Origin of the sequence: Cupriavidus sp. NPDC089707 (genome assembly GCF_044748965.1) — a bacterium.
Lineage (GTDB): Bacteria > Pseudomonadota > Gammaproteobacteria > Burkholderiales > Burkholderiaceae > Cupriavidus.
Map to the genome: position 1 here is coordinate 165,181 of NZ_JBIVHB010000004.1, position 22,663 is coordinate 187,843.

The 22,663-nt window shown below is 66.6% G+C and carries 23 protein-coding genes; 6 read left to right on the forward strand and 17 right to left on the reverse strand.

Annotation, left to right across the window (positions count from 1 at the left end; translation table 11 throughout):
• Positions 1-12 precede the first annotated feature (12 nt).
• Both lolD and ACIP1U_RS09325 read right to left on the reverse strand, forming a co-directional pair.
• The gene (gene lolD, locus ACIP1U_RS09320) at positions 13-753 is read right to left on the reverse strand and encodes a lipoprotein-releasing ABC transporter ATP-binding protein LolD (RefSeq protein WP_400314172.1); all 741 of its coding nucleotides are present in this window, start codon (positions 751-753) and stop codon (positions 13-15) included.
• Positions 746-1,996 (reverse strand): lipoprotein-releasing ABC transporter permease subunit, encoded by a 1,251-nt coding sequence (locus tag ACIP1U_RS09325; RefSeq protein WP_400314173.1) that lies wholly within the window; start codon positions 1,994-1,996, stop codon positions 746-748. Before ACIP1U_RS09325 ends, lolD begins: the two co-directional genes overlap by 8 nt.
• A gap of 147 nt (positions 1,997-2,143) precedes the next feature.
• Between ACIP1U_RS09325 and ACIP1U_RS09330 the strand changes: the two genes are divergently transcribed.
• Positions 2,144-3,250, forward strand: coding sequence for a hypothetical protein (locus ACIP1U_RS09330; RefSeq protein WP_400314404.1), 1,107 nt, complete (start codon positions 2,144-2,146; stop codon positions 3,248-3,250).
• Positions 3,251-3,316: 66 nt separating this feature from the next.
• On the forward strand, positions 3,317-5,059 hold the full coding sequence (recJ, locus tag ACIP1U_RS09335; protein WP_400314174.1) for a single-stranded-DNA-specific exonuclease RecJ: 1,743 nt from the start codon (positions 3,317-3,319) through the stop codon (positions 5,057-5,059).
• A gap of 27 nt (positions 5,060-5,086) precedes the next feature.
• Here recJ and ACIP1U_RS09340 read toward each other — a convergent pair whose 3' ends face one another.
• Positions 5,087-5,815: a peptidoglycan DD-metalloendopeptidase family protein gene (locus tag ACIP1U_RS09340; RefSeq protein WP_400314176.1), complete on the reverse strand. Its 729-nt coding sequence runs from the start codon at positions 5,813-5,815 to the stop codon at positions 5,087-5,089.
• Between the two features lie 203 nt (positions 5,816-6,018).
• Here ACIP1U_RS09340 and prfB point away from each other — a divergent pair.
• The 4 genes from prfB to ACIP1U_RS09360 all read left to right on the forward strand — a co-directional run bounded on the left by prfB (position 6,019) and on the right by ACIP1U_RS09360 (position 10,759).
• Positions 6,019-7,123 (forward strand): peptide chain release factor 2 gene (gene prfB / locus ACIP1U_RS09345; protein ID WP_400314178.1). Its coding sequence is split into 2 segments (ribosomal slippage): positions 6,019-6,099 and positions 6,101-7,123, totalling 1,104 coding nucleotides; the frame shifts between segments, so codons are not numbered across the junction.
• 122 nt (positions 7,124-7,245) lie between these two features.
• A complete protein-coding gene (locus ACIP1U_RS09350) occupies positions 7,246-8,004 on the forward strand; it encodes an SDR family oxidoreductase (protein ID WP_400314179.1) in 759 nt (252 codons plus the stop codon).
• A gap of 51 nt (positions 8,005-8,055) precedes the next feature.
• On the forward strand, positions 8,056-9,609 hold the full coding sequence (gene lysS / locus ACIP1U_RS09355) for a lysine--tRNA ligase (RefSeq protein ID WP_400314181.1): 1,554 nt from the start codon (positions 8,056-8,058) through the stop codon (positions 9,607-9,609).
• 376 nt (positions 9,610-9,985) lie between these two features.
• Positions 9,986-10,759 (forward strand): glycine zipper 2TM domain-containing protein, encoded by a 774-nt coding sequence (locus ACIP1U_RS09360; RefSeq protein ID WP_400314183.1) that lies wholly within the window; start codon positions 9,986-9,988, stop codon positions 10,757-10,759.
• Between the two features lie 76 nt (positions 10,760-10,835).
• On the opposite strand, the gene iscX is transcribed toward ACIP1U_RS09360, so the two are convergent.
• From iscX to uvrB, 14 genes are all read right to left on the reverse strand, one after another.
• Positions 10,836-11,030 carry a Fe-S cluster assembly protein IscX gene (iscX, locus tag ACIP1U_RS09365; RefSeq protein WP_209756962.1) on the reverse strand — a complete coding sequence of 65 codons (195 nt, stop codon included), beginning with the start codon at positions 11,028-11,030 and terminating at the stop codon, positions 10,836-10,838.
• Between the two features lie 34 nt (positions 11,031-11,064).
• Positions 11,065-11,403: an ISC system 2Fe-2S type ferredoxin gene (gene fdx, locus ACIP1U_RS09370; protein ID WP_063238412.1), complete on the reverse strand. Its 339-nt coding sequence runs from the start codon at positions 11,401-11,403 to the stop codon at positions 11,065-11,067.
• A gap of 41 nt (positions 11,404-11,444) precedes the next feature.
• Complete coding sequence (gene hscA, locus ACIP1U_RS09375; RefSeq protein WP_400314185.1) at positions 11,445-13,310, reverse strand: Fe-S protein assembly chaperone HscA; 1,866 nt, start codon at positions 13,308-13,310, stop codon at positions 11,445-11,447.
• A 96-nt stretch (positions 13,311-13,406) separates the two neighbouring features.
• Positions 13,407-13,925 carry a Fe-S protein assembly co-chaperone HscB gene (hscB, locus tag ACIP1U_RS09380; protein ID WP_400314187.1) on the reverse strand — a complete coding sequence of 173 codons (519 nt, stop codon included), beginning with the start codon at positions 13,923-13,925 and terminating at the stop codon, positions 13,407-13,409.
• 62 nt (positions 13,926-13,987) lie between these two features.
• A complete protein-coding gene (locus ACIP1U_RS09385; RefSeq protein ID WP_400314188.1) occupies positions 13,988-14,227 on the reverse strand; it encodes a DUF3565 domain-containing protein in 240 nt (79 codons plus the stop codon).
• Between the two features lie 30 nt (positions 14,228-14,257).
• Positions 14,258-14,578: an iron-sulfur cluster assembly protein IscA gene (gene iscA, locus ACIP1U_RS09390; protein ID WP_010809024.1), complete on the reverse strand. Its 321-nt coding sequence runs from the start codon at positions 14,576-14,578 to the stop codon at positions 14,258-14,260.
• 41 nt (positions 14,579-14,619) lie between these two features.
• Positions 14,620-15,018 (reverse strand): Fe-S cluster assembly scaffold IscU, encoded by a 399-nt coding sequence (iscU, locus tag ACIP1U_RS09395; RefSeq protein ID WP_010809025.1) that lies wholly within the window; start codon positions 15,016-15,018, stop codon positions 14,620-14,622.
• A gap of 73 nt (positions 15,019-15,091) precedes the next feature.
• Entirely contained in the window at positions 15,092-16,315 is a 1,224-nt protein-coding gene (locus ACIP1U_RS09400) for an IscS subfamily cysteine desulfurase (RefSeq protein WP_400314406.1), read from the reverse strand.
• 67 nt (positions 16,316-16,382) lie between these two features.
• Positions 16,383-16,937 carry a Fe-S cluster assembly transcriptional regulator IscR gene (gene iscR / locus ACIP1U_RS09405; protein WP_029046866.1) on the reverse strand — a complete coding sequence of 185 codons (555 nt, stop codon included), beginning with the start codon at positions 16,935-16,937 and terminating at the stop codon, positions 16,383-16,385.
• Between the two features lie 95 nt (positions 16,938-17,032).
• Positions 17,033-19,117, reverse strand: a complete 2,085-nt coding sequence (locus ACIP1U_RS09410) for a site-specific recombinase (protein WP_400314192.1) — start codon at positions 19,115-19,117, stop codon at positions 17,033-17,035.
• Between the two features lie 63 nt (positions 19,118-19,180).
• On the reverse strand, positions 19,181-19,669 hold the full coding sequence (locus tag ACIP1U_RS09415; protein WP_400314194.1) for a low molecular weight protein-tyrosine-phosphatase: 489 nt from the start codon (positions 19,667-19,669) through the stop codon (positions 19,181-19,183).
• Positions 19,670-19,843: 174 nt separating this feature from the next.
• Positions 19,844-20,086 carry a hypothetical protein gene (locus ACIP1U_RS09420; protein ID WP_400314196.1) on the reverse strand — a complete coding sequence of 81 codons (243 nt, stop codon included), beginning with the start codon at positions 20,084-20,086 and terminating at the stop codon, positions 19,844-19,846.
• A gap of 36 nt (positions 20,087-20,122) precedes the next feature.
• Complete coding sequence (locus tag ACIP1U_RS09425) at positions 20,123-20,344, reverse strand: hypothetical protein (protein WP_029046863.1); 222 nt, start codon at positions 20,342-20,344, stop codon at positions 20,123-20,125.
• A 79-nt stretch (positions 20,345-20,423) separates the two neighbouring features.
• Positions 20,424-22,508, reverse strand: a complete 2,085-nt coding sequence (uvrB, locus tag ACIP1U_RS09430) for an excinuclease ABC subunit UvrB (RefSeq protein WP_400314198.1) — start codon at positions 22,506-22,508, stop codon at positions 20,424-20,426.
• Positions 22,509-22,663 lie beyond the last annotated feature (155 nt).

The window sequence follows — 22,663 nt, forward strand, 5'->3', positions numbered from 1 at the left end:
GCAATGCCGGGCTCAGCGTTCCAGGTGCAGGTGGCCGTCGCGCAGGCGCAGCACGCGGTCGCAACGGCCCGCCAGATCGAGGTCGTGGGTGACGATGACGAAACTGGTGCCAAGCGTGCGCGACAGTTCGAGCATCAGATCGTAGACGCCGCCGGCGGTATGGTCGTCGAGGTTGCCGGTCGGTTCGTCGGCCAGCACGCAGGCCGGCTGCCCCACCAGCGCGCGCGCGATCGCCACACGTTGCCGCTCGCCGCCGGACAGTTCGCCAGGCCGGTGCTTTGAGCGTCCGCCCAGCCCCACGCGTTCCAGCATCGCCTGCGCGGTGCCGCGCGCATCGTGCTGTGTCATGCCGCGAATACGCATCGGCATCGCCACGTTGTCGAGCGCGGTGAATTCCGGCAGCAGGTGATGGAACTGGTAGACAAAGCCCAGCGAGCGGTTGCGCACCACATTGCGCTCGCGCTCGCGCAACGCCGTGAACGGCTTGCCGAGCAGCGCAACGCGGCCCGAGTCGGGATTGTCGAGCCCGCCCAGCACATGCAGCAGAGTGCTCTTGCCCGAGCCGGACGCCCCGACGATGGCGACCTTCTCGCCGGCATTAACGCACACGTCCACGCCGCGCAGCACTTCGACATCGAGTCCGCCCTGGCGGAAACGCTTGGTCAGGCCCTCCGCCACCAGCACCGGCGAACCGCTGCCCGGCTGGCCCGCCGCGTTGGGGGCGGTATCCGCTTGCAGCACGGCTTCACTCATAGCGCAGCGCCTCCGCGGGATTGACGCGGGCGGCACGCCAGCTGGGATAGAGCGTGGCCAGCGTGGCCAGCACGAAGGAAATGATGCCGATGGTGACGATGTCGTTCACGCGGGGGTCCGAAGGCAATTCACTGATGAAATAGATGTCGCGCGGCAGGAACTGCACGCTGAGCACGCGCTCGATAAACGGCACGATCACGTCGATATTGGTTGCGATCAGCGTTCCGCCGGCCACGCCCAGGATGGTCCCGATAAAGCCGATGGCGATGCCCTGCACGATAAATATCTTCATGATCGAGCGAGGCTGCGCGCCCATGGTGCGCAGGATGGCGATATCGGCCTGCTTGTCGGTCACGGTCATCACCAGCGTCGACACCAGGTTGAATGCCGCCACCGCGATGATCAGCGTCAGGATGATGAACATCATGCGCTTCTCGGTCTGCACCGCGGCGAACCAGTTGCGGTTCTGCTTGGACCAGTCGCGCAGGTAAAGCTCGCCCGACATGGTGCCGGCAAGCTGCTGCGCCACCTGCGGCGCGCGCTGCATGTCCTGCAGTTTCAGCCGCACGCCGGTAGGGCCGCTCAGGCGGAACAGGGTCTCGGCATCGTGCATGTTGACCAATGCCAGCGCGCTGTCGAATTCAAAGTGGCCCGACGAGAAGATGCCGGTCACGGTGAACTGCTTGAGCCGCGGCAGCACGCCGGCTGGCGTGATGGTGCCCTGTGGCGCCAGCAGCGTGACCTTGTCGCCGACCTGCACGCCCATGGCATTGGCCAGCTCATTGCCCAGCGCAATGCCGAATTCGCCCGGCGCCAGCGCATTCATGCTGCCGGCCTTGAACTGGCTGCCGATATCCGAGACCTTGGGCTCCTGCGACGGCTCGACGCCGCGCAGCAGCACGCCGCGCACGGCATCGTCGCGGGTCAGCATGGCCTGCGCCGCCACATAGGGCGCGGCGCCGACCACTTCCTTGTTCTGCATCGCCTCGGCCGCGGTGTGCTGCCAATCGGGCAGCGACGACGGGCCGATGACCTCGATATGCGACAGCACCGACAGCATGCGGTCGCGCACCTCTTTCTGAAAGCCGTTCATCACCGACAGCACCACGATCAGCGCGGCCACGCCCAGGGCGATCCCAAACATCGAGATCATCGAGATGAACGAAATGAAGGTGTTGCGGCTGGCGCGCTTGCTTGCGCGGGTGTATCGCCAGCCGATCTGCCATTCGTAGGGAAAGTTCAAGAGGATTCCTGTTGTTTCGGGAAATCGCCGCGGCCCTTGCGAGGGACGCCGGCGGCACTCATGCGAGCCGTGGCAGGCGCCGTCCACCATACTCGGGAGCGGCGCGGGACTGGCATCGGCCAGCCGGAAGTTTACAATCTCGCCACCATGATGACGCACCTGACCCTGATTGTGCCCTTTTCCGTCCCGCCGGGCGCCGGCGACGACGGCCGCGACGACGTCATTCCCGGCGCGCTGCTGCGGCAGTTGGAGCTGCCCGCGCTCGGAAAGTTGCTGACGCGGGCCACGCCCGGCCCGCGCGAACGGCATGACGATCCGTTCCTGCGCAGCCTGCCGCAGGAGCGCTGGCTGGCTGGCAAGACGGGGCTGGACACCGGCCGGGTGCCGTCGGCGCCTTATATGAGGCTGGCCGACAGCAGCGCAGCCGCCCCGGCGCCGGACGGCCAACCGTGGGCCTGCCTGCAGCCTGTGCATATCCACGCGGCGCGCGACCACCTGGTGCTGATGCCGCCGGCGCATCTCGCCATCCGGCCGGATGAGGCGGCCGCGCTGCACGCAGCCATCGATCCGCTGCTGAAGGAATCCGGTATCGCGCTGGAGACGCCCTGCCCTGTGCGCTGGTACCTTCCCGAGTCCGTATTCGGCCCGCTGGAAGCGACCACGCCGCTGCGCGCGGCCGGGCGCAACATCGATATCTGGATGCAGGCTGGCGCGCGCGCGCGCGACTGGCGCCGGATACAGAACGAGATCCAGATGACCTGGTTCGACCACCCGGTCAACCAGGCCCGCGAGGGGCGCGGCGAGTTGCCGGTGAACTCGGTCTGGCTGTATGGCGGCGGCGCGCTGCAGACCGTGCCGCGCCTGGCCGACACGGTACTGAGCGACGACCCGTTCCTGGCCGGGCTGGCGCTGGCCGCCGGCAGCGGCGTACGCCCAGTGCCCGCGGGACTGGCCGGGGTGGACGCGCCGGACGGATCGGTGCTGGCGATGCTGGAACTTGCCACCGAAGCCCATATCACGGAGGACTGGGGCCTGTGGATCGAGCGCATGCATGCGCTCGATGCCGACTGGTTCGCGCCTGCGCTGGAGGCGCTCGCTGCTGGCGGTATCGGCGGCGTGACGCTGGTGCTGGGCGGCGAGAACCACTTTGCCGAGTTCACCGTGACCCGCGCCGACCTGCGCAAGTTCTGGCGCGGCATGGGCCAGCGCGGCGACTGGCGCGCGCTGCTGTCCGACCTCGCCTTTGCCGCCTGAATATCGCCCAACGTCGCCCAACATCGCGCACCGTCGCCCTCGAACGCAAAACAAGAACGCCCCGCCATGACCCGGATCGCCATCCGCACCTACGCCCCCGAACACGTCACTACGCTGGCCGCCGCCGGCCTGCATCCCACGCTGGCCCGCATCCTGGCCGCGCGCGGCGTGGCCCGCACCGCCGAGCTGGCGACCGACCTGCCTGAACTAGTGCCACCGGGCGCCATGAAAGGCATCGGCCATGCCGCCGCCTACCTCGCCGACGCCATCGCCGCCGGCAAGCGCCTGCTGATCGTCGCCGACTATGACTGCGACGGCGCCACCGCCTGCGCGGTCGGGGTGCGGGGGCTGCGCATGCTGGGCGCGCGGGTCGAGTACATCGTTCCCAACCGCTTCGAGTACGGCTACGGCCTGACCCCGGAGATCGTGACGCTGGCGGCCAGGCAACAGCCGGACGTGATCGTCACCGTCGACAACGGCATTGCCAGCGTCGACGGCGTGGCCGCGGCCAATGCGCTGGGGATCGACGTGGTGGTGACCGACCACCACCTGCCGGGCGCCGAACTGCCCGACGCGGCGGTGATCGTCAACCCGAACCAGCCGGGCTGCGAATTCCCGAGCAAGAACCTGGCTGGCGTAGGCGTGATGTTCTACGTGCTGCTGGCGCTGCGCGCCGAGCTGCGCCAGCGCGGCGTCTACACCCAGGCCACCCAGCCGCCGCTGCAGACGCTGCTTGACCTGGTGGCGCTGGGCACCGTCGCCGACGTGGTCAAGCTCGACACCAACAACCGCATCCTGGTGGCGCAGGGCCTGCGGCGGATGCGCGCGGGACGCATGCAGCCGGGCGTGGCTGCCCTGTTCCGCGCCGCGGGCCGCGAGGCGTCGCGCGCCAATACCTTCGACCTCGGCTTCGGGCTGGGCCCGCGCTTGAACGCGGCAGGCAGGCTGGCGGACATGTCGCTGGGCATCGAGTGCCTGCTGACCGACGATGCCAACCGCGCCTGGGAAATCGCGCAGGAACTGGACGGCATGAATCGCGAGCGGCGCGATATCGAGGCAGGCATGCAGCAGGAGGCCCTGCAGATCCTGGAGCAGCCTATTGCTGGCCTGACTGGCCTGACGGGCCTGACGGGCCTGGCCGGCCTGGCTGGCCCGGATCCGTCGTCGCGCTTTACCGTCAGCGTGTTCAACGACACCTGGCACCAGGGGGTGATCGGCATCGTCGCGTCGCGCCTGAAAGACAAGTTCCACCGCCCCACCATCACCTTCGCGCCCGGCGACGAAACCACCATCAAGGGCTCGGGCCGCTCGATCCCGGGCTTCCACCTGCGCGACGCCCTCGACCTGGTGTCCAAGCGCTGCCCCGGCATGATGGTCAAGTTCGGCGGCCACGCCATGGCGGCCGGCCTGACCGTGCGCGCCGAGCGCTTTGCCGAGTTCCAGGAAGCCTTCGAAGCGGTCGGCAAGGAGTGGCTGACCGACGACCAGCTCGCGCGCGTGATCGAGACCGACGGCGATATCGAGGACCACTGCTTCAGTCCCGAATTCGTCACCCTGCTGGAGCAGCAGGTGTGGGGCCAGGGCTTCCCGGCACCAACCTTCTGCGGCGAGTTCGACGTGCTGCGCCAGAGCGTGCTCAAGGGCAAGCACCTGAAGCTGCAGCTGGGGCGCGGCAGCCAGCGCTTCGATGCGATCTGGTTCAACCACGCCGATTCGCTCGGCGCCAGCGCGCAGGTAGCCTACCGGCTCGACAACAACACGTTCAACGGCGTCACGCGCGTGCAGCTGGTCATCGAGCACGCGCAATAGCGCGGCAGCCGGGGCATCGCCCCGGCCCTAGCCGCGCGCAGGCAGGTAGGCCGCCGGGTCGACCGGCTTGCCGTTGGCGCGCACCTCGAAGTGCAGCTCGCTGGCATTGGCGCCCATGCGGCCCACGTCCTGCCCGGCCGAGACCGTGGCGCCCTCGCTGACCAGCGGCTGGTCCAGGTTGCCGTAGACGGTCAGCCAGTCGTCGTTGTGCTTGACGATCACCAGCATGCCGTAGCCGCGCAGGTTGCCCACATGGATAGCCCGACCAGACGCGGCGGCGCGCACCGTGCCGTTGGCCGGCACGGCAATGCTCAGGCCCTTGCTGGCGGGCGGCGAGTATCGCGCGGTAACGCGGCCGTCGGCGGGCCATTGCAGGCGGATGCTGCTGGCGGGCGGCTGCTTTGACGCACCCGCACCGCTGTCGACACGTGGGGTATCGGTGACGGCCTGGCCGGTGCCGGTGGAGGCAGCGGCACCGGCAGCGCCGCCAGGCGGCCGCACGCGGATCAGCTGGCCCACTTCGATCTGGCTGGGGCTGGTGATATCGCTATTCCAGCGGGTCAGGTCGCGCACGGTGCGGCCGTGCTTGCGGGCGATCGAATAGAGCGTATCGCCGCGTTCCACGCGGTAATAGCCATCCGGCACGGGGCCGCCGGTGGTGCCGCAGCCGGCCGCGACCGCGGTGGCAGTGGCGGCCAGCAACAGGCCCAGCGCGCGGCGCCGGCCTGGCTCGATGTCATGTCTGGTTTTCGTCATGCGTCCCTGTTTGTCTTCATGCCGGGGGCGGCTTGCGAATGCGTATTATCGCCGCGTGCGCTGCCCGGCACCGCCGGATAGACCAGCGCGCGTCCTTTCCGTTCGCCGCGCGCCGGTCCGGGGGCAGCCGCAATCCCCGAATCCGCGCCCGATCCCGGGCACCAATCCGCTATAATTCAAGGTTTTCGAAGCGCAGGAACATCATGGAAGCAGAACGCCTCAACGCCATCTCCGGTGCCATCTCCGATCTCCGTTCCCGGACGGAAGATCTACGGGGGTATCTTTGACTACGATGTCAAAGTAGGAAGGCTGGACGAAGTCAACGGCCTGCTGGAAGACCCGGACGTCTGGAACAACCCCAAGCGCGCCCAGGATCTCGGCAAGGAAAAGAAGGCCCTCGAGGGCGTCGTAGGCGTGCTGGGCAAGCTCACGGACGACCTTAGCGGCGCCGAGGAGCTGTTCGAACTCGCCAAGGAAGAAGGCGACGACGAGACCCTCGAATCGATCGAAACCGACGTCGAGGGCTTCGAGGAGATCGTGGCGGGCATGGAATTCCGCCGCATGTTCTCCGGCGAGATGGACCAGGCCAACGCCTTTATCGACATCCAGGCCGGCGCCGGCGGCACCGAAGCGTGCGACTGGGCCTCGATGCTGCTGCGCCAGTACCTGAAGTACTGCGAGCGCAAGGGCTTTAAGGCCGAGGTGCTGGAAGAGTCCGAAGGCGACGTGGCCGGCATCAAGAGCGCGACCATCAAGATCGAGGGCGAGTACGCCTTTGGCTACCTGCGTACGGAAACCGGCGTGCACCGCCTGGTGCGCAAGTCGCCGTTCGATTCGTCGGGCGGGCGCCATACCTCGTTCTCGTCGGTGTTTGTCTACCCCGAGGTGGATGACTCGTTCGAAGTGGAAGTCAACCCGGCCGACCTGCGCGTGGACACGTACCGCGCCTCGGGCGCCGGCGGCCAGCACATCAACAAGACCGATTCGGCGGTGCGGATTACGCACATCCCGACCGGCATCGTGGTGCAGTGCCAGAACGACCGCTCGCAGCACCGCAACCGTGCCGAGGCCATGTCGATGCTGAAATCGCGCCTGTACGAGCATGAGATGCGCAAGCGCCAGGCCGAGGCCGACAAGCTGGAAGCCGGCAAGACCGACGTGGGCTGGGGCCACCAGATCCGCTCCTACGTGCTGGACCAGAGCCGCATCAAGGATCTGCGCACCAACGTGGAAATGTCCAACACCCAGAAGGTGCTGGACGGCGACCTGGATCCGTTCATCGAGGCCAGCCTCAAGCAGGGACTGTAAAGCAGTACCCGCCGTCCGCCCTGCCGGCGCGGCCGGCGGCGGCGCAGCAATCCATCCAACGCTGTACCGCCGCCCGCGCCACAGTGGCACGGCGGCAGGGCGACATCTTCGACCGGGGCACCATGAGCGAAGCCAATCACCTCTACATCATCACCGGCGCCTCGCGCGGGCTGGGCGCGGCATTGACCAACGCCCTGCTCGTGCCGGGCAACCGCCTGATCTGTGTGGCGCGCAGCCGCAACAACGAGCTGGAGCGCATCGCCACCATGAGCGGCGTGCCGGTGGCCTGGCACCTGCAGGATTTGTCGCAGGCCGGTCCTGCCGCCAGCTGGCTGGCCAGCGTGATCGACACGCTCGACCAGCCGCCGGCCAGTGCCACGCTGATCCTGAACGCGGGCGTGGTCGAGCCGATCGTCCCGGTCTCGCGCCTGCAGGAAAGCTCGCTGGTGCCGCACTTGCTGACCAACCTGGCGGCGCCGATGACGATGACCGCGGCCTTCCTGGAGCGCACCGAGAAGTACGACTGCCCGCGCAAGGTGCTGGCGATCTCTTCCGGCGCGGCGCGCCGCCCGGTCGAGGGCTGGAGCGCCTACTGCGCCAGCAAGGCGGGCCTGGACATGTTCATGCGCTCGGTCAATGCCGAGTACGCGCAAGCGCCCGCACCGCGCACGGTGCGCGCGGTGGCGCTGGCCCCGGGTGTGATCGATACCGGCATGCAGGCGGTGATCCGCAATGCCGACTTTGCCCAGGTGCAGCGCTTCCGCGACCTGAAGGCGAACGAGCAGCTCGCCTCCGCCGAGGAAACCGCGGGCCGCATCGTCGCCTACCTGCACCGCCCGGATTTCGGCAGCACCGAGCTGGACGACCTCCGCAATTACTGAAGCCATACTGAACCCGCATGCGGCCCGCCGCGTGCGACGCTACAAGACATCATGACCGAACCGAACCACGCTCAGGCCAAGTCGCAAGCCACCGCCGCCACAGACACGCCCGCCGTCGACGAGAACAAGATCATCGCGGAGCGGCGCGAGAAACTGGCCGCGCTGCGCCAGCAAGGCGTGGCCTTTCCCAACGATTTCCGTCCCACCCACCAGGCCGCCGCGCTGCACGCGCAGTATGGCGAGACCGACCAGGCCGGGCTCGAAGCCAGCCCGGTCGAAGTCTCGATCGCCGGCCGCATGATGCTCAAGCGCGTGATGGGCAAGGCCAGCTTCGCCACCGTGCAGGACGGCAGCGGCCAGATCCAGTTCTACATCACGCGCGACAAGGTCGGCGAAGAGGTCTACGCGGCCTTCAAGCACTGGGACCTGGGCGACATCATCAGCGCCCGCGGCGAGCTGTTCCGCACCAACAAGGGCGAGCTGTCGGTGCAGGTGCGCGAGCTGCGCCTGCTCTCCAAGTCGCTGCGCCCGCTGCCGGACAAGTTCCACGGCCTGGCCGACCAGGAAATGAAGTACCGCCAGCGCTATGTCGACCTGATCGTGTCGCCGGAAACGCGCAACACCTTCCGCGCCCGCACCAACGCGATTTCGTCGCTGCGCCGCCATATGGCTGACGCCGGCTTCATGGAAGTGGAAACGCCGATGCTGCACCCGATCCCGGGCGGCGCCGCGGCCAAGCCCTTCATCACGCACCACAACGCGCTGGACATGCAGATGTTCCTGCGCATCGCGCCTGAGCTGTATCTGAAGCGCCTGGTCGTCGGCGGCTTCGAGCGCGTGTTCGAGATCAACCGCAACTTCCGCAACGAGGGGGTGAGCCCGCGCCACAACCCCGAGTTCACCATGATGGAGTTCTACGCGGCCTACACGGACTACCGCTGGCTGATGGACTTCACCGAAGACCTGATTCGCAAGGCCGCGATCGACGCGCGCGGCAGCGCCGCGCTCACGTACCAGGACCGCGAGCTGGACCTGTCCAAGCCGTTCCATCGCCTGACCATCTGCCAGGCGATCCAGAAGTTCGCGCCGCAGTACACCGACGCGCAATTGGCGGATGCGGAGTTCCTGCGAGTTGAGCTGAAGAAGTTCGGCGTCAACACCAACGCGCCGCAATTCCTCAATGCCGGGCTGGGCACGCTGCAACTGGTGCTGTTCGAGGAAACCGCCGAGAGCCAGCTGTGGGAGCCGACCTTTATCGTCGACTACCCGGTCGAAGTCTCGCCGCTGGCGCGCGCTTCGGACACGGTACCGGGCATCACCGAGCGTTTCGAGCTGTTCATCACCGGCCGCGAGATCGCCAACGGCTTCTCCGAGCTGAACGACGCCGAAGACCAGGCCGACCGCTTCCGCAAGCAGGTCGAGCAGAAGGATGCGGGCGATGAAGAAGCGATGTATTTCGACGCCGACTACATCCGCGCACTGGAATACGGCATGCCCCCGACGGGCGGCTGCGGGATCGGCATCGACCGCCTGGTGATGCTGCTGACGGATAGCCCCAATATCCGTGACGTCATCCTGTTCCCGCACCTGCGCAAGGAAGACTGAGTCGACAGTACTGCAAACCGACGGCCCGTATCGACGCCGCCGGTTTGCTCCCCTCTCCTGCTTGCGGGAGAGGGGCCGGGGGAGAGGGCAGGCGTGTGGCAAGCACGACAGCCGTTCACTTCGTGGACGCTCCCGCCCTCTCCCCAACCCTCTCCCGCAAGCGGGAGAGGGAGCAGACAAGCGGTAGACCAAATTACGCCGCATTGGGACACTGTCTGTTACAGCATCGCTTCTCCGCCGCGCCAAGCCGCCCCCAACCCATTGATACAAAAGGCCTTTTCCGCCTACATATATTTACAAAAACAAACGGAAAACGCCCCGCGCTTCCGCCAAACTGGTTCCATCCCATCGCGGCCCTCGCCGCACCGGAGCCACAATGCAGAGCCAAGCCACTTCGCACGACCACACCCCCGCCCCGCTGCCGCCACAGCGCCGGCTGCATCCGCTGATCGGGGCGGCAGCCGTGGCCGTGGTCATTGCCAGCCTGACCGCCGTAGCCGCGGTCACCGGCGTGCTGCCAATCAGCAAGGCCAACCCTGACCTGCAGGCGCAGCAAAGCCAGCAAGGGGCACAGTCGCCGCAAGGGCCGCTGCCTGTCACCACGCAGACTGCGCAGACTGCACCACCGCCGGGCAGTACGACGCGCCCGCCGGTCTATGACGACGGCCAGCCGGCGCAATCGCGCCAGAACACCGCCTCTTCGCAGCCGACGCAAGCGGCGCCGCGTACCGCTCCCGCACGCCAGGCCGCCCAGCGCGACAGCGAGCCCCGTGCCAGCCAGCGCGCCGACACCGAGCGCCCGGCCGCCAAGGGCAGCCCGTATGCCGGCCGTATCGTCGCCGTCACGCCGATTCAGACCCAGAAGCCCAACACCAGCGGCTTGGGCGCGCTGGGCGGCGCCGTGGTCGGCGGCCTGCTTGGCAACCAGGTCGGCAAGGGCAATGGCCGTATCGTCGGCACCGTTGTCGGTGCGGTAGGCGGCGGCGTCGCAGGCAACCAGATCGAGAAGGCCGTGAGCAAGGACACGCACTATGAAGTGCGCGTCCGCATGGATGACGGGAGCCACCGCACCTTCACCTATGAACAGGATCCCGCGGTGCAGGTCGGCGAGCGCGTGCATATGGAGAACGGTGCGCTGGTGCGAGGTTGAGTTCCACGCTCGGCAGCACCAATGCATAAGGCCGGCGATTACGCCGGCCTTTCTGCTTCATCCCGATACCAAAAGCTTATTCCGCTTCCTGGATCCACGCTTGCTGGATCGCTTCCAGGATCTTCTCGCCCGAGCGCGCCGGATCGTCGGCGAAGCCGTCGAGCTGCAGTACCCAGCTGCGCAGCTCGGTAAAGCGCACGCCGGCCGGGTCGACGTCAGGATATTTGTCGTACAGCGCGGCGGCGATATCGTAGGTATCGGTCCACTTCATGGGTTCGTTCTCCGCTGAGATCTGTGCCGGCGGCTCAGTGGCCTTCCTTGGCGTGGTTGATGGTGTACTTGGGGATCTCGACAGTCAGGTCGTCCTCATCGACGATGGCCTGGCAGGACAAGCGCGAATTCGGCTCCAGGCCCCAGGCTTTGTCGAGCAGGTCCTCTTCCTTCTCTTCAGCCTCGTTGAGCGAGTCGAAGCCTTCGCGCACGATCACATGGCAAGTGGTGCAGGCACAGGATTTCTCGCACGCGTGCTCGAGATCGATACCGTGGGAAAGCAGGGAATCGAGGACGCTGACGCCCTTCTCGGCCTCGATGACCTTCCCTTCCGGGCAGTATTCGACGTGGGGCAAAACAATGATCTGTGGCATGTCGTTTCCTGGGGTTCTGTAGTGCGGTGCAGGCGCGGTGATCAGCCCAGTTCCTGTACCTTGCGTCCGGCCAGTGCACTCTTGATCGAGCGGTCCATGCGGCGGGCGGCGAATTCATCGGTGCCGTGCGACAGTTTTTCGACCGTGGCGCGGATCGCCAGGTGGTCTTCACCCTTGGCGATCTCGCGCACGCCGGCGATCAGCGCTTCGACCTGTGCGCGCTCTTCGGCCAACAACAGGTCGCCATCGACCTCCAGCGCACGCTCGGTGGCCTCGACCAGGCGGTCGGCCTCGACACGTTCTTCGGCCAGCGCGCGGCTCTTCATGTCGTGCTCGGCTTCACGGAAGCTGTCCTGCAGCATGCGCGCGATATCGTCGTCAGCCAGCCCGTACGACGGCTTGACCGTCACCGAGGCCTCCACGCCCGAATGCGTCTCGCGCGCGGTCACCGACAGCAGGCCGTCCGCGTCGACCTGGTAGGTCACGCGGATGCGCGCCGCGCCCGCCACCATCGGCGGGATGCCGCGCAGCTCGAAGCGCGCCAGCGAGCGGCAATCGCTGGCCAGCTCGCGCTCGCCCTGCAGCACGTGGATCGCCATCGCGGTCTGGCCGTCCTTGAAGGTGGTGAATTCCTGCGCGCGCGCCACCGGGATAGTGCTGTTGCGCGGGATGATCTTCTCGACCAGGCCGCCCATGGTCTCGACGCCCAGCGACAGCGGGATCACGTCAAGCAATAGCCAGTCTTCACCCGGCGCATGGTTGCCGGCCAGCAGGTTGGCCTGCATCGCGGCGCCCAGCGCCACCACGCGGTCGGGGTCGAGGTTGGTCAGCGGGGTCTGGCCAAAGTAATCACCCACCGCCTTGCGGATCGATGGCATGCGCGTGGCGCCGCCGACCAGCACCACGCCCTTGACGTCGTCGGGCGTCACGCCGGCGTCGCGCAGCGCCTTGCGCACCGGCGCCAGCGTCTTCTGCACCAGATGCGCGGTGATCTGTTCGAACGTCTCGTCAGTCAGCGTCAGGTGGACGATCTCGCCGGATTCAAGCACGGCATCGATCACCGTGCTGTCCGCTTCCGACAGGGCTTCCTTGGCGGCACGCGCGCGCACCATCAACAGGCGCATGTCCTGCGCCGACAGCGGCTGCAGGCTGGCCTGCTCGACGATCCAGCACAGCAGGCGCTGGTCGAAGTCATCGCCGCCCAGCGCGGAATCGCCGCCGGTGGCCAACACCTCGAACACGCCGCGCGTGAGCTTGAGCACCGAGATATCGAAGGTGCCGCCGCCCAGGTCATAGACCGCGTAGACGCCTTCGGCGGCGTTGTCGAGGCCATAGGCAATGGCCGCGGCGGTCGGCTCGTTCAGCAGGCGCAGCACTTCCAGGCCGGCCAGGCGCGCAGCGTCCTTGGTCGCCTGGCGCTGTGCTTCATCGAAATATGCCGGTACGGTGATGACCGCGCCGACAAGGTCGTCGCCCAGCGTGTCTTCGGCACGCTGGCGCAGCGTGGCCAGGATCTCGGCCGAGATTTCCACCGGGCTTTTCACGCCGGCGGCGGTCTTGATCTGCAGCATGCCCGGCGCATCGACAAAATCGTACGGGCTGTGCTCGATATTGGCCACGTCGCGCAGGCCGCGGCCCATGAAGCGCTTGACCGAGACGATGGTGTTCTTGGGATCGCGCACCGCTTCGTCCTGGGCCCGGTAGCCGATATGCGCGGTGCGGTCAGGCAGGTAGCGCACGACCGAAGGCAGCAGCGCGCGGCCGCGCTCGTCGCCCAGCACTTCGGGGATGCTGCTGCGTACCGCGGCCACCAGCGAGTTGGTGGTGCCGAGGTCGATACCGACGGCCAGGCGGCGTTGGTGGGGCGCCGGCGACATGCCGGGTTCGGAAATCTGGAGCAGTGCCATGGTAATTCTTCGCTGTCTTGTACGGCAGGGGAAACCGCCATGCGGGCGGCTTTCAAGCCGGGCGCCATTGTGTCATGGCCCCGGCAATCGTGCCGGTCAGTCTTCCAGCCGGTCGATGGCCTCGCTGGTATCGTGCTCGATCTTCTCGATAAACATCAGCTGGCGGACCGCGCCACCGGCTGCTTCGTTGTCGCCGCCGTCAAGCAGCGCTCCCAGTGCGGCGTGGCGCTCGCGCTTTTCCTGGCGCAGCTCGCGCAGCAGCGCATCGAGGCGGTCCACGTCACGCGCTTCCACCGCTTCCTGCAGCGCTTCGCGCCACTCCATCTGCTGCATCAGGAAGGCGGGCGACATGGCGGTGTTGTTCTCCGCCTGCACGTCGACGCCGCGCAGCTTCAGCAGGTAGGTCGCGCGCCGCAGCGGCTGGCGCAGCGTGCGGTAGGCTTCATTGGCATGCGCGGCCCACTGCATGGCCACGCGTCGCTCGGCATCGCCGGCGTTGGCAAAGCGGTCCGGGTGCGCCTGCGACTGCACGGTGCGATAGGCTGCATCCAGCGCGGCCTCGTCGACGCCGAACTGCGCCGGCAGGCCGAACAACGCAAAAAAATCGTCTTTCAACTGCTTCCCCAAGAAAAAAGAGCGGCCGCGCCGCCCCTTCGTCCATTCGCCGCCGTTAGCCGCTAGCGGCCGGCAGGCTGGCTGGCCCGCACCAGGGCCCACTCCGCCGGCGGTTCGTTGCGATCGCACTTCAGGCAGCTCACCCGCGTGCCGATCATGCCGGCGCGGCCCTGCTCGCTCTGCGTCCACGGCCGCAACTGCCACGGCGGATCGTGCCGGACGTGCTGGCCATGGCTGCAATCGAGTTCGGCCACCCAATGGCCCTCCTCGTCCCGGTGGAACCCGGTGATGCTGCGCTCCACCGACGCTGTCCGTGGCGTTGGCGATGCTGCTCAGACCGTGAAGGACTCGCCGCAGCCGCACTCGTCCTTGACGTTGGGGTTGTTGAAGCGGAACCCTTCGTTCAACCCTTCGCGCGCATAGTCGAGTTCGGTGCCGTCGATATACGGCAGGCTCTTGGCGTCAACGATGACCTTGATGCCGTGCGACTCGAAGACCGCGTCTTCCGGCAGCAGTTCGTCCACGTATTCCAGCTTGTAGGCCAGGCCCGAGCAGCCAGTGGTCTTTACGCCAAGGCGCAGGCCCACGCCCTTGCCGCGGCGTTCCAGGTAGCGGGCGACGTGCTTGGCCGCCTTCTCGGTCATCGTGATCATCGTTGCGTCTTCCTTCGTGCTTCGCTTGTCGATCGACAGGATCAGGCGGCCTTCTGCTCGGCGCCGTGCTTCTTCTTGTAGTCTTCGACAGCAGCCTTGATGGCGTCTTCAGCCAGGATCGAGCAGTGGATCTTCACCGGCGGCAGGGCCAGTTCTTCAGCGATCTGGGTGTTCTTGATCTCCAGCGCCTGGTCAACGGTCTTGCCCTTGACCCACTCGGTCACCAGCGACGACGAAGCGATGGCCGAGCCGCAACCATAGGTCTTGAACTTGGCGTCTTCGATCACGCCAGCCTCGTTGACCTTGATCTGCAGCTTCATCACGTCGCCGCAAGCCGGGGCGCCGACCATGCCGGTGCCGACCGCATCGTCGTTCTTGTCGAACGAACCGACGTTGCGGGGGTTTTCATAATGGTCGAGAACCTTCGTGCTGTATGACATTTTGCTTACCTCTTGCGTATCTTTTACGGGGGTCTTCTGTTTTTTTGCTGGATCCTGCAGGCGTTCAGTGCACTTAGTGCGCGGCCCACTGGATCGAATTCAGGTCGACGCCGTCCTTGAACATTTCCCACAGCGGCGACAAGTCGCGCAGCTTGCCGATCTTCGACTTGAGCAGCTCGACGGTGTAGTCGATCTCCTGCTCGGTGGTGAAGCGGCCCACCGTGAAGCGGATCGAGCTGTGCGCCAGTTCATCGTTGCGTCCCAGCGCGCGCAGCACGTACGACGGTTCCAGCGAAGCCGAGGTGCAGGCCGAGCCCGACGACACCGCCACGTCCTTGATCGCCATGATCAGCGACTCGCCTTCGACGAAGTTGAAGCTGACGTTCAGGTTGTGTGGCACGCGGTGTTCCAGGTCACCGTTCAGGTAGACCTCTTCCATGTCCGACAGGCCATTCCACAGGCGGTCGCGCAGCATGCGGATGCGTTCGTTTTCCGTGGCCATCTCTTCGCGGGCGATGCGGAAGGCTTCGCCCATGCCGACGATCTGGTGCGGGGCCAGCGTGCCCGAGCGCATGCCGCGCTCATGGCCGCCGCCATGCATCTGCGCCTCGATGCGCACGCGCGGCTTGCGGCGCACGTACAGCGCGCCGACGCCCTTCGGGCCATAAGTCTTGTGGGCCGAGAACGACATCAGGTCGCACTTCAGCTTGTTCAGGTCGATTACCACCTTGCCGGTCGCCTGCGCGGCGTCGCAGTGGAAGATGATGCCCTTCTCGCGGCAGATCTCGCCGATCTGCTCGACGTCCTGGATCACGCCGATCTCGTTGTTGACCAGCATCACCGACACCAGGATCGTGTCCGGGCGCAGCGCCTGCTTGAACACGTCCATGTCGAGCAGGCCGTTATCCTTCACGTCCAGGTAGGTCACCTCGAAGCCCTGGCGCTCCAGTTCGCGCGTGGTGTCGAGCACGGCCTTGTGCTCGGTCTTCACGGTGATGATGTGCTTGCCCTTGCCCGAATAGAAGTTCGCGGCACCCTTGATGGCCAGGTTGTCCGATTCGGTCGCACCCGACGTCCACACGATCTCGCGCGGGTCGGCGCCGACCAGTGCGGCAACCTGCTCACGCGCTTCTTCCACCGCGCGCTCCGCGTCCCAGCCGTACGCATGGCTGCGCGAGGCGGGGTTGCCGAACTGCTCGCGCAGGTACGGAATCATCTTGTCCGCCACGCGCGGGTCCACCGGCGTGGTGGCCGAGTAATCCATGTAGATGGGGAAATGTGGGGTGCTCATCGTTATGACTGCCTTTTAGGGACCGCTGTATCGCTGATTACTGTCGTTGCCTGCCGCGTGCCTTGGTAGACGCTCAGGACTGGGCCAGGCTGAATACTGAATTCACCACCCTCGCCCGGACCGGCTTTTCCTGCTTGTCGGCCTTGCCCCGCCCCGCGGCGGGGGCCGGCTGCGCGGCTTCCTCGCGCATGTCGTGCAGCACCGCCGGCTGGCGTTCGCGCTGCTGGTCGACCAGGTTCTTGAGGGAGACGGAGTCGAGGTACTCGACCATCTTCTGGTTCAGCGTTGCCCACAGTTCGTGGGTCATGCAACGCCCGGAGCCGTCATCTCCGTTACAATTACCCTTTCCGCCGCACTGGGTGGCGTCCAGCGGCTCGTCGACGGCGATGATGATGTCCGCCACCGTGACGTCTTCGGCCTTGCGCGCCAGGCTATAGCCACCGCCCGGACCGCGCACGCTTTCGACGATCTCATGCCGGCGCAGCTTGCCGAACAGCTGTTCCAGGTAGGACAGCGAGATCTTCTGGCGCTGGCTGATGCCGGCGAGCGTCACCGGTCCCTGATCCTGGCGCATCGCCAGGTCGATCATCGCAGTGACCGCGAAGCGGCCTTTGGTGGTCAGTCTCATGGTGCAGGGCTCTGGGGGTAAAGCGAATACTTGATCGTTTCCGTCAAGTATAAAGGTACCCGACTAATTCAGTCAACTACCCCTGCCGCAGCGCATCAAGCGCTGCGCTCGCCGGCAGCCCTCTCCGGGCTTGCCGCGCGGGGCGGCATGACCAGCGAAAGCGGGTGTTTCAGGATGCGGCGCCGCACGGCGGCACTCAGTTCGGCGCGGTCCACGCGTCGCAAATTGCGTGAGCGAAGCGCCATATTGAAGGCTAGCGCAAAGCTGACGCCAACGTTCAGCACCCCCATCAGCGCGATCCCGGCCACCGCCAGCCACAGCGACGGCATATGCAGCGCATCCAGCCCCAGCACGCCGATCGCGGTGCCGACCGAGCCGGTCGACAGCGTCACATGGCGCACTTCCATATGCGGCCCGAAGAAGCTCAGGATCTCCGGCCCCAGCCCCAGCAGGAAGCCCAGCGACACATTGCCGACGATGCCCGACAGGTTGCTCTTCCAGAAGTCCGCCAGGCGCGTGGCGCCGCGTGCGCCCAGCACGTAGTGCAGGCGTCGGTTGTAGGCCATCACGTCATGCACGCGGTGCAGCGCGAACCAGTTGTCGGCCCAGCCTGCGATCAGGCTCGACAGCCACAGCAGCACGCCCGTAAAAGCCGCGTAGAGCGGCGTCGGCCCGAGGATCGAGAACGATTCGATGGTGGCGATGGCCTTGGCCGGCGTGATCAGGTTGGAGCCCAGCAGCTTGTGCGCGAGCCACTGGATGGCCAGCGCCACCGGGAACACCACCGCCAGGTTGCCGACGATCGCCGCCGCGTTGGAGCGGATCATGGCGATGGTGTCGTCGACAAAGGCCTCGCGCCCTTCCGGGCGCCCCGCCGCGTCGAGCCGGTGCGCCAGCGCCGGGCCGGTCATCGCCGGCTGCTTGGTCGCCAGCGTGAAGTGCGCGAAGTGGATGGTGAGGAAGCTCCCCGCATAGTTGAGCGAGGCCAGCAGGCCTTCGCTGAACTTGTCGAGGTGCAGGCCGTAGATCACGAACTTCAGATACACCGTGGCGACCGTGATCAGGCCGCCACCGGCCGCCGCGCGCACCAGCTCGGCGTATTCCTTGCGGTCGCGCGTGATGTAGTGTTCCCCGGTCTCGGCCGAGCGCTCCACCACCTTGCGGGCCAGTTGCGCGAACGAGCTGCCCGCCAGGTGCGACAGGCTGCGGCGCGCCTGCGTCGAGCGGATCAGCTCCGCCACCAGGTGCGGATGCATGCCGGGACGGCCGGGCTCGACCCAGGCCGCCAGCAGCAGCTCGATGCGGTGCAGTTGCACCTTCATGCGTTCGATCTGGAACACCACCTCGATCGACACGCCGTTCTCCTCCAGGTCCTGGTAGACCTGCCGGGCGGCATCGTGGCAGCCATCCAGCAGCGCCCGGAAATAGTTCAGGCGCTGGCCGAAGCTTTCGTCGCCGTGCTGCAGGCCATCCGCTCTCAGTGCTTCTATCGCGGCGTCCAGCTGGAAAAACGGCGTGTCCTCCACGCGCCCGCGCAGCCGCGAGCGGATCGCCTGGCTCAGCCCGGTAGCGCGCACCTGGCTGACCAGCACCGCGATGCTGATCACCAGCGTCTGGCCCAGCGCGGCGCGGTAGTTGGCCATGCCGCCGACGGCCTCGCTGCCTTGCTGCAGCACGTGCGACAGCCGCCCCACCAGTTCGTCGTCAATCGCCTCCACCCACTCAGCGTCCTCGTCGCCGACGAACACCAGCGCGAACAACCCGGCCATGTCGCTGCGGTTGGGCGGCGGCGGCAGGAAGCGGTTCTGCAGCCGGCTCACCATCTCGCTGACAAACCCCGGGTGCAGGGACACGCCGGTGTCGCAGAACAGGCCGGTGGGGTCGTTGTCGCGCACGATGCTGCGCATCGTCAGCGCGAAGCGCTCGGCCCAGTCGGGGTGGCGCTCCAGCACCTGCAGCAGGTAGCGCAGCCGTACGTGCTGGGGATGGCTGCGGTCAGCGGCGGGCTCCTCGCCGTTCGCGCTGAGGCCGCCGTCACGGCGTATCCAGTAGCCCAGCTCGATCAGCCAGCGGTTGCGCTCGGCCAGCGGCGCCTCGGGATCGGCCGCGGCCAGGACGGCGTCGAGTTGCAGGCTGGCATTGCGCGATTCGCGCCATTTGCGGAACAGGGTTCGGAGCATGGAAATCTGGTGGAATCGGGCCGCCGGCCGCGGCGCCGCGGGAGGGTGCGCGCGGGTGCCGGCTCAGCCGGCGGGGTCTTGCAGACGCTGGCGAAGCATCGCGATCAGCCCGTCGCAGGCGTCCTCGACATAGTCGAGCACGCGCTCGAAGCCGTCGCCCTCGCCGTAGTACGGATCGGGCACTTCGTCGGCGTCATGGCGGGTGGCGAAGCTCATCAGCAGGCGCACCTTGTCGCCGGTGTCGGGATGCAGCCGGGTCAGGCCGGCGAGGTTCTCGCGGTCCATCGCCAGGATCAGGTCGAAGCGATCGAAGTCAGGCAAGCCGACCTTTCGTGCGCGCAGCGCCGACAGGTCGTAGCCACGACGCAGCGCGGCGCGCTGGGTACGCAGGTCGGGCGCACGGCCCAGGTGGTACTCATGGGTGCCGGCCGAGTCCAGTTCGACCAGTGGTTCCAGCCCGGCCGCGGCCAGCTTGGCGCGCAGCACCCCCTCCGCCGTCGGCGAACGGCAGATGTTGCCCATGCAACACATCAGGATGGCGTATTTCTTCATCTGGTCTGTCGACAGCTGGGGCTGGGGCTGGGGAAAGCGCAAGCGCGGCCACGGCATGGCGCTCAAGGCCCCCTGCCCGCCGGCCTGCCCGGTGGTTCGGAGAGGCGCAATTCTAACCGCCTGCCCGGAACGGACGCCAAAGCTCGCCGGCCCGACCCAATGGCGCGGGCCTGCCTAGGCGAGCTGTTTGGCCAGGCGCTCGCCATGCGCAAACCCGGCCACTGCGGCGGCTTCGGCGGACTTGAAATGATCGGTGATGCACGAGGTCTCGGTCAGCGTGCCGGCGGCGCGGATATTGGTCCCCGGGCGGCAGACGCGCACCGTGTACGACCATTCGCTCTGCGAGCGTTGCTTGACCTGGACCTGCACCTCGTGGGTTTCATAGACCTTCTTCTTCCACTCGCCGATTTCGGTCATTGTGTGTTCTCCTCGGGAAATGGGACAGGGGGGCGGCTAGTTGACCTCGCCGGCATCGATGGCCCGCATCGCAGCGGCCTCGGCCAGCGCGACGGCCGCCTCCTGCGTTGGCGCATCGCCCGCGATGGCTTCGTAGGTCGGCCCGGCCGGCTCGCCAAAGGCGTCGGCGATGCGCATCTGCCCGGCAAATCCGCCTGCGGCATTGGGCACCGCGCTGGCTACGACCAGATAGCCCCCGTACTCGAACTGGCGTTCCATGGCAGCTCCTTGCGCCCGAACGGTCATGACGCTTTTCACTATAGGCCAGCCGCGGCGCGCGCCAGCGCCACTGCCGGACTCACGCCGGCGGGAGCGCGCCCTCGCCGCTGGCGCCGAACACCTGTGCCTTGAGCTTGGCCAGTTGATCGCGCACCTGTGCCGCCTGCTCGAACTCCAGGTTGCGGGCATGGTCGAGCATGAGCTTTTCCAGCCGCTTGATTTCCTTGGACACCTGCTTCTCGCTCATGTCCTCGTAGCGCGCCTGCTCCTGCGCGGCCTGCAGCTCGGCCTTGGCATCGCTGGCGTTGTAGACGCCGTCGATGATGTCCTTGATGCGCTTGACCACACCGCGCGGAATGATGCCGTTGGCCTCGTTGAAGGCCATTTGCTTGGCGCGGCGGCGCTCGGTCTCGCTGATGGCCTTCCGCATCGAATCGGTCATGCGGTCGGCATACAGGATGGCGGTGCCATTGACGTTGCGCGCGGCGCGGCCGATGGTCTGGATCAGCGAGCGCTCGGCGCGCAGGAAGCCTTCCTTGTCGGCGTCCAGGATCGCCACCAGCGACACTTCGGGGATATCCAGGCCCTCGCGCAGCAGGTTGATGCCGACCAGCACATCGAAGGTGCCCAGGCGCAGGTCGCGGATGATCTCGACGCGCTCCACTGTGTCGATGTCCGAGTGCAGGTAGCGCACCTTGACGCCGTTCTCGGACAGGAACTCGGTCAACTGCTCGGCCATGCGCTTGGTCAGCGTGGTCACCAGCACGCGCTCGTTGACCTCCACGCGCGCGTGGATTTCCGACAGCAAGTCGTCCACCTGCGTCGTCGCCGGACGCACGACGATGGTCGGGTCGACCAGCCCGGTCGGGCGCACCACCTGCTCCACCACCTGCCCGGCATGCTCCTGCTCGAACTGCGCCGGCGTCGCCGTGACGAACATCACCTGTCGCATCTTGCGCTCGAACTCGTCGAACTTGAGCGGCCGGTTATCCAGCGCCGACGGCAGCCGGAAGCCGTACTCGACCAGCGTGGTCTTGCGCGCGCGGTCGCCGTTGTACATGCCGTTGAGCTGGCCGATCAGCACGTGCGATTCATCCAGGAACATCAGCGCATCGGACGGCAGGTAGTCGACCAGCGTCGGCGGCGGCTCGCCGGGGCGCGCGCCGGACAGGTGGCGCGAATAATTCTCGATGCCCTTGCAGAAGCCCAGCTCGGAGAGCATTTCGAGATCGAAGCGGGTACGCTGCTCCAGCCGCTGCGCTTCGACCAGCCGGTTTTCCTTGTGAAAGAACTCCAGCCGGTCGCGCAGCTCGTCCTTGATCGCCTCGATCGCGCGCAGCACGGTTTCGCGCGGCGTCACATAGTGGCTCGACGGGTAGACCGTGAAGCGCGGGATCTTCTGTTTCACGCGGCCGGTCAGCGGATCGAAGAACTGGAGCGATTCGACTTCGTCGTCGAACATCTCCAGCCGCACCGCCATCTCGGCGTGTTCCGCCGGGAAGATATCGATGGTGTCGCCGCGCACGCGGAACGTGCCGCGCTGGAAATCGGTCTCGTTGCGGGTGTACTGCATGGCGATCAGGCGCGCAATCACGTCGCGCTGGCTGATCTTGTCGCCGGCCCGCAAAGTGAGAATCATCTGGTGGTATTCGTTCGGGTTGCCGATACCATAGATCGCCGAGACCGTCGCCACGATCACCGTGTCGCGGCGCTCCAGCAGGCTCTTGGTCGCCGACAGCCGCATCTGCTCGATATGCTCGTTGATCGACGAGTCCTTCTCGATGAACAGGTCGCGCTGCGGGACATAGGCCTCAGGCTGGTAGTAGTCGTAGTAGCTGACGAAGTACTCGACCGCATTGCGCGGGAAGAACTCGCGGAATTCAGCATATAGCTGGGCCGCCAGCGTCTTGTTGGGCGCGAACACGATCGCCGGCCGTCCCATCCGGGCGATCACGTTGGCCATGGTGAAGGTCTTGCCTGACCCGGTCACGCCCAGCAGTGTCTGGTACGAGAGGCCGTCCTCCACCCCTTCCACCAGCTGGCGGATCGCTTCCGGCTGGTCCCCGGCGGGCGCGAACGGCTGGTACAGCTGGAACGGGGAGCCGGGAAATGTGACGAATTTGCTTTCGTCCAGGGCCGGCGCGGCTTCTGCAAGGTTCGACATAGGGGGCGCAATAGCGGGAGAGGTAATAAAGAAGTAACGAAAGAAGTGATGGCCAAATTAGGGAAAAACCTCAGGAAAACGGGCGGATACGCTAGAATCTTGGGGTTGACAGCCCCCGCTTCAAGCCGCTTCAGGCCGTTCCCACCGGCGTGGGG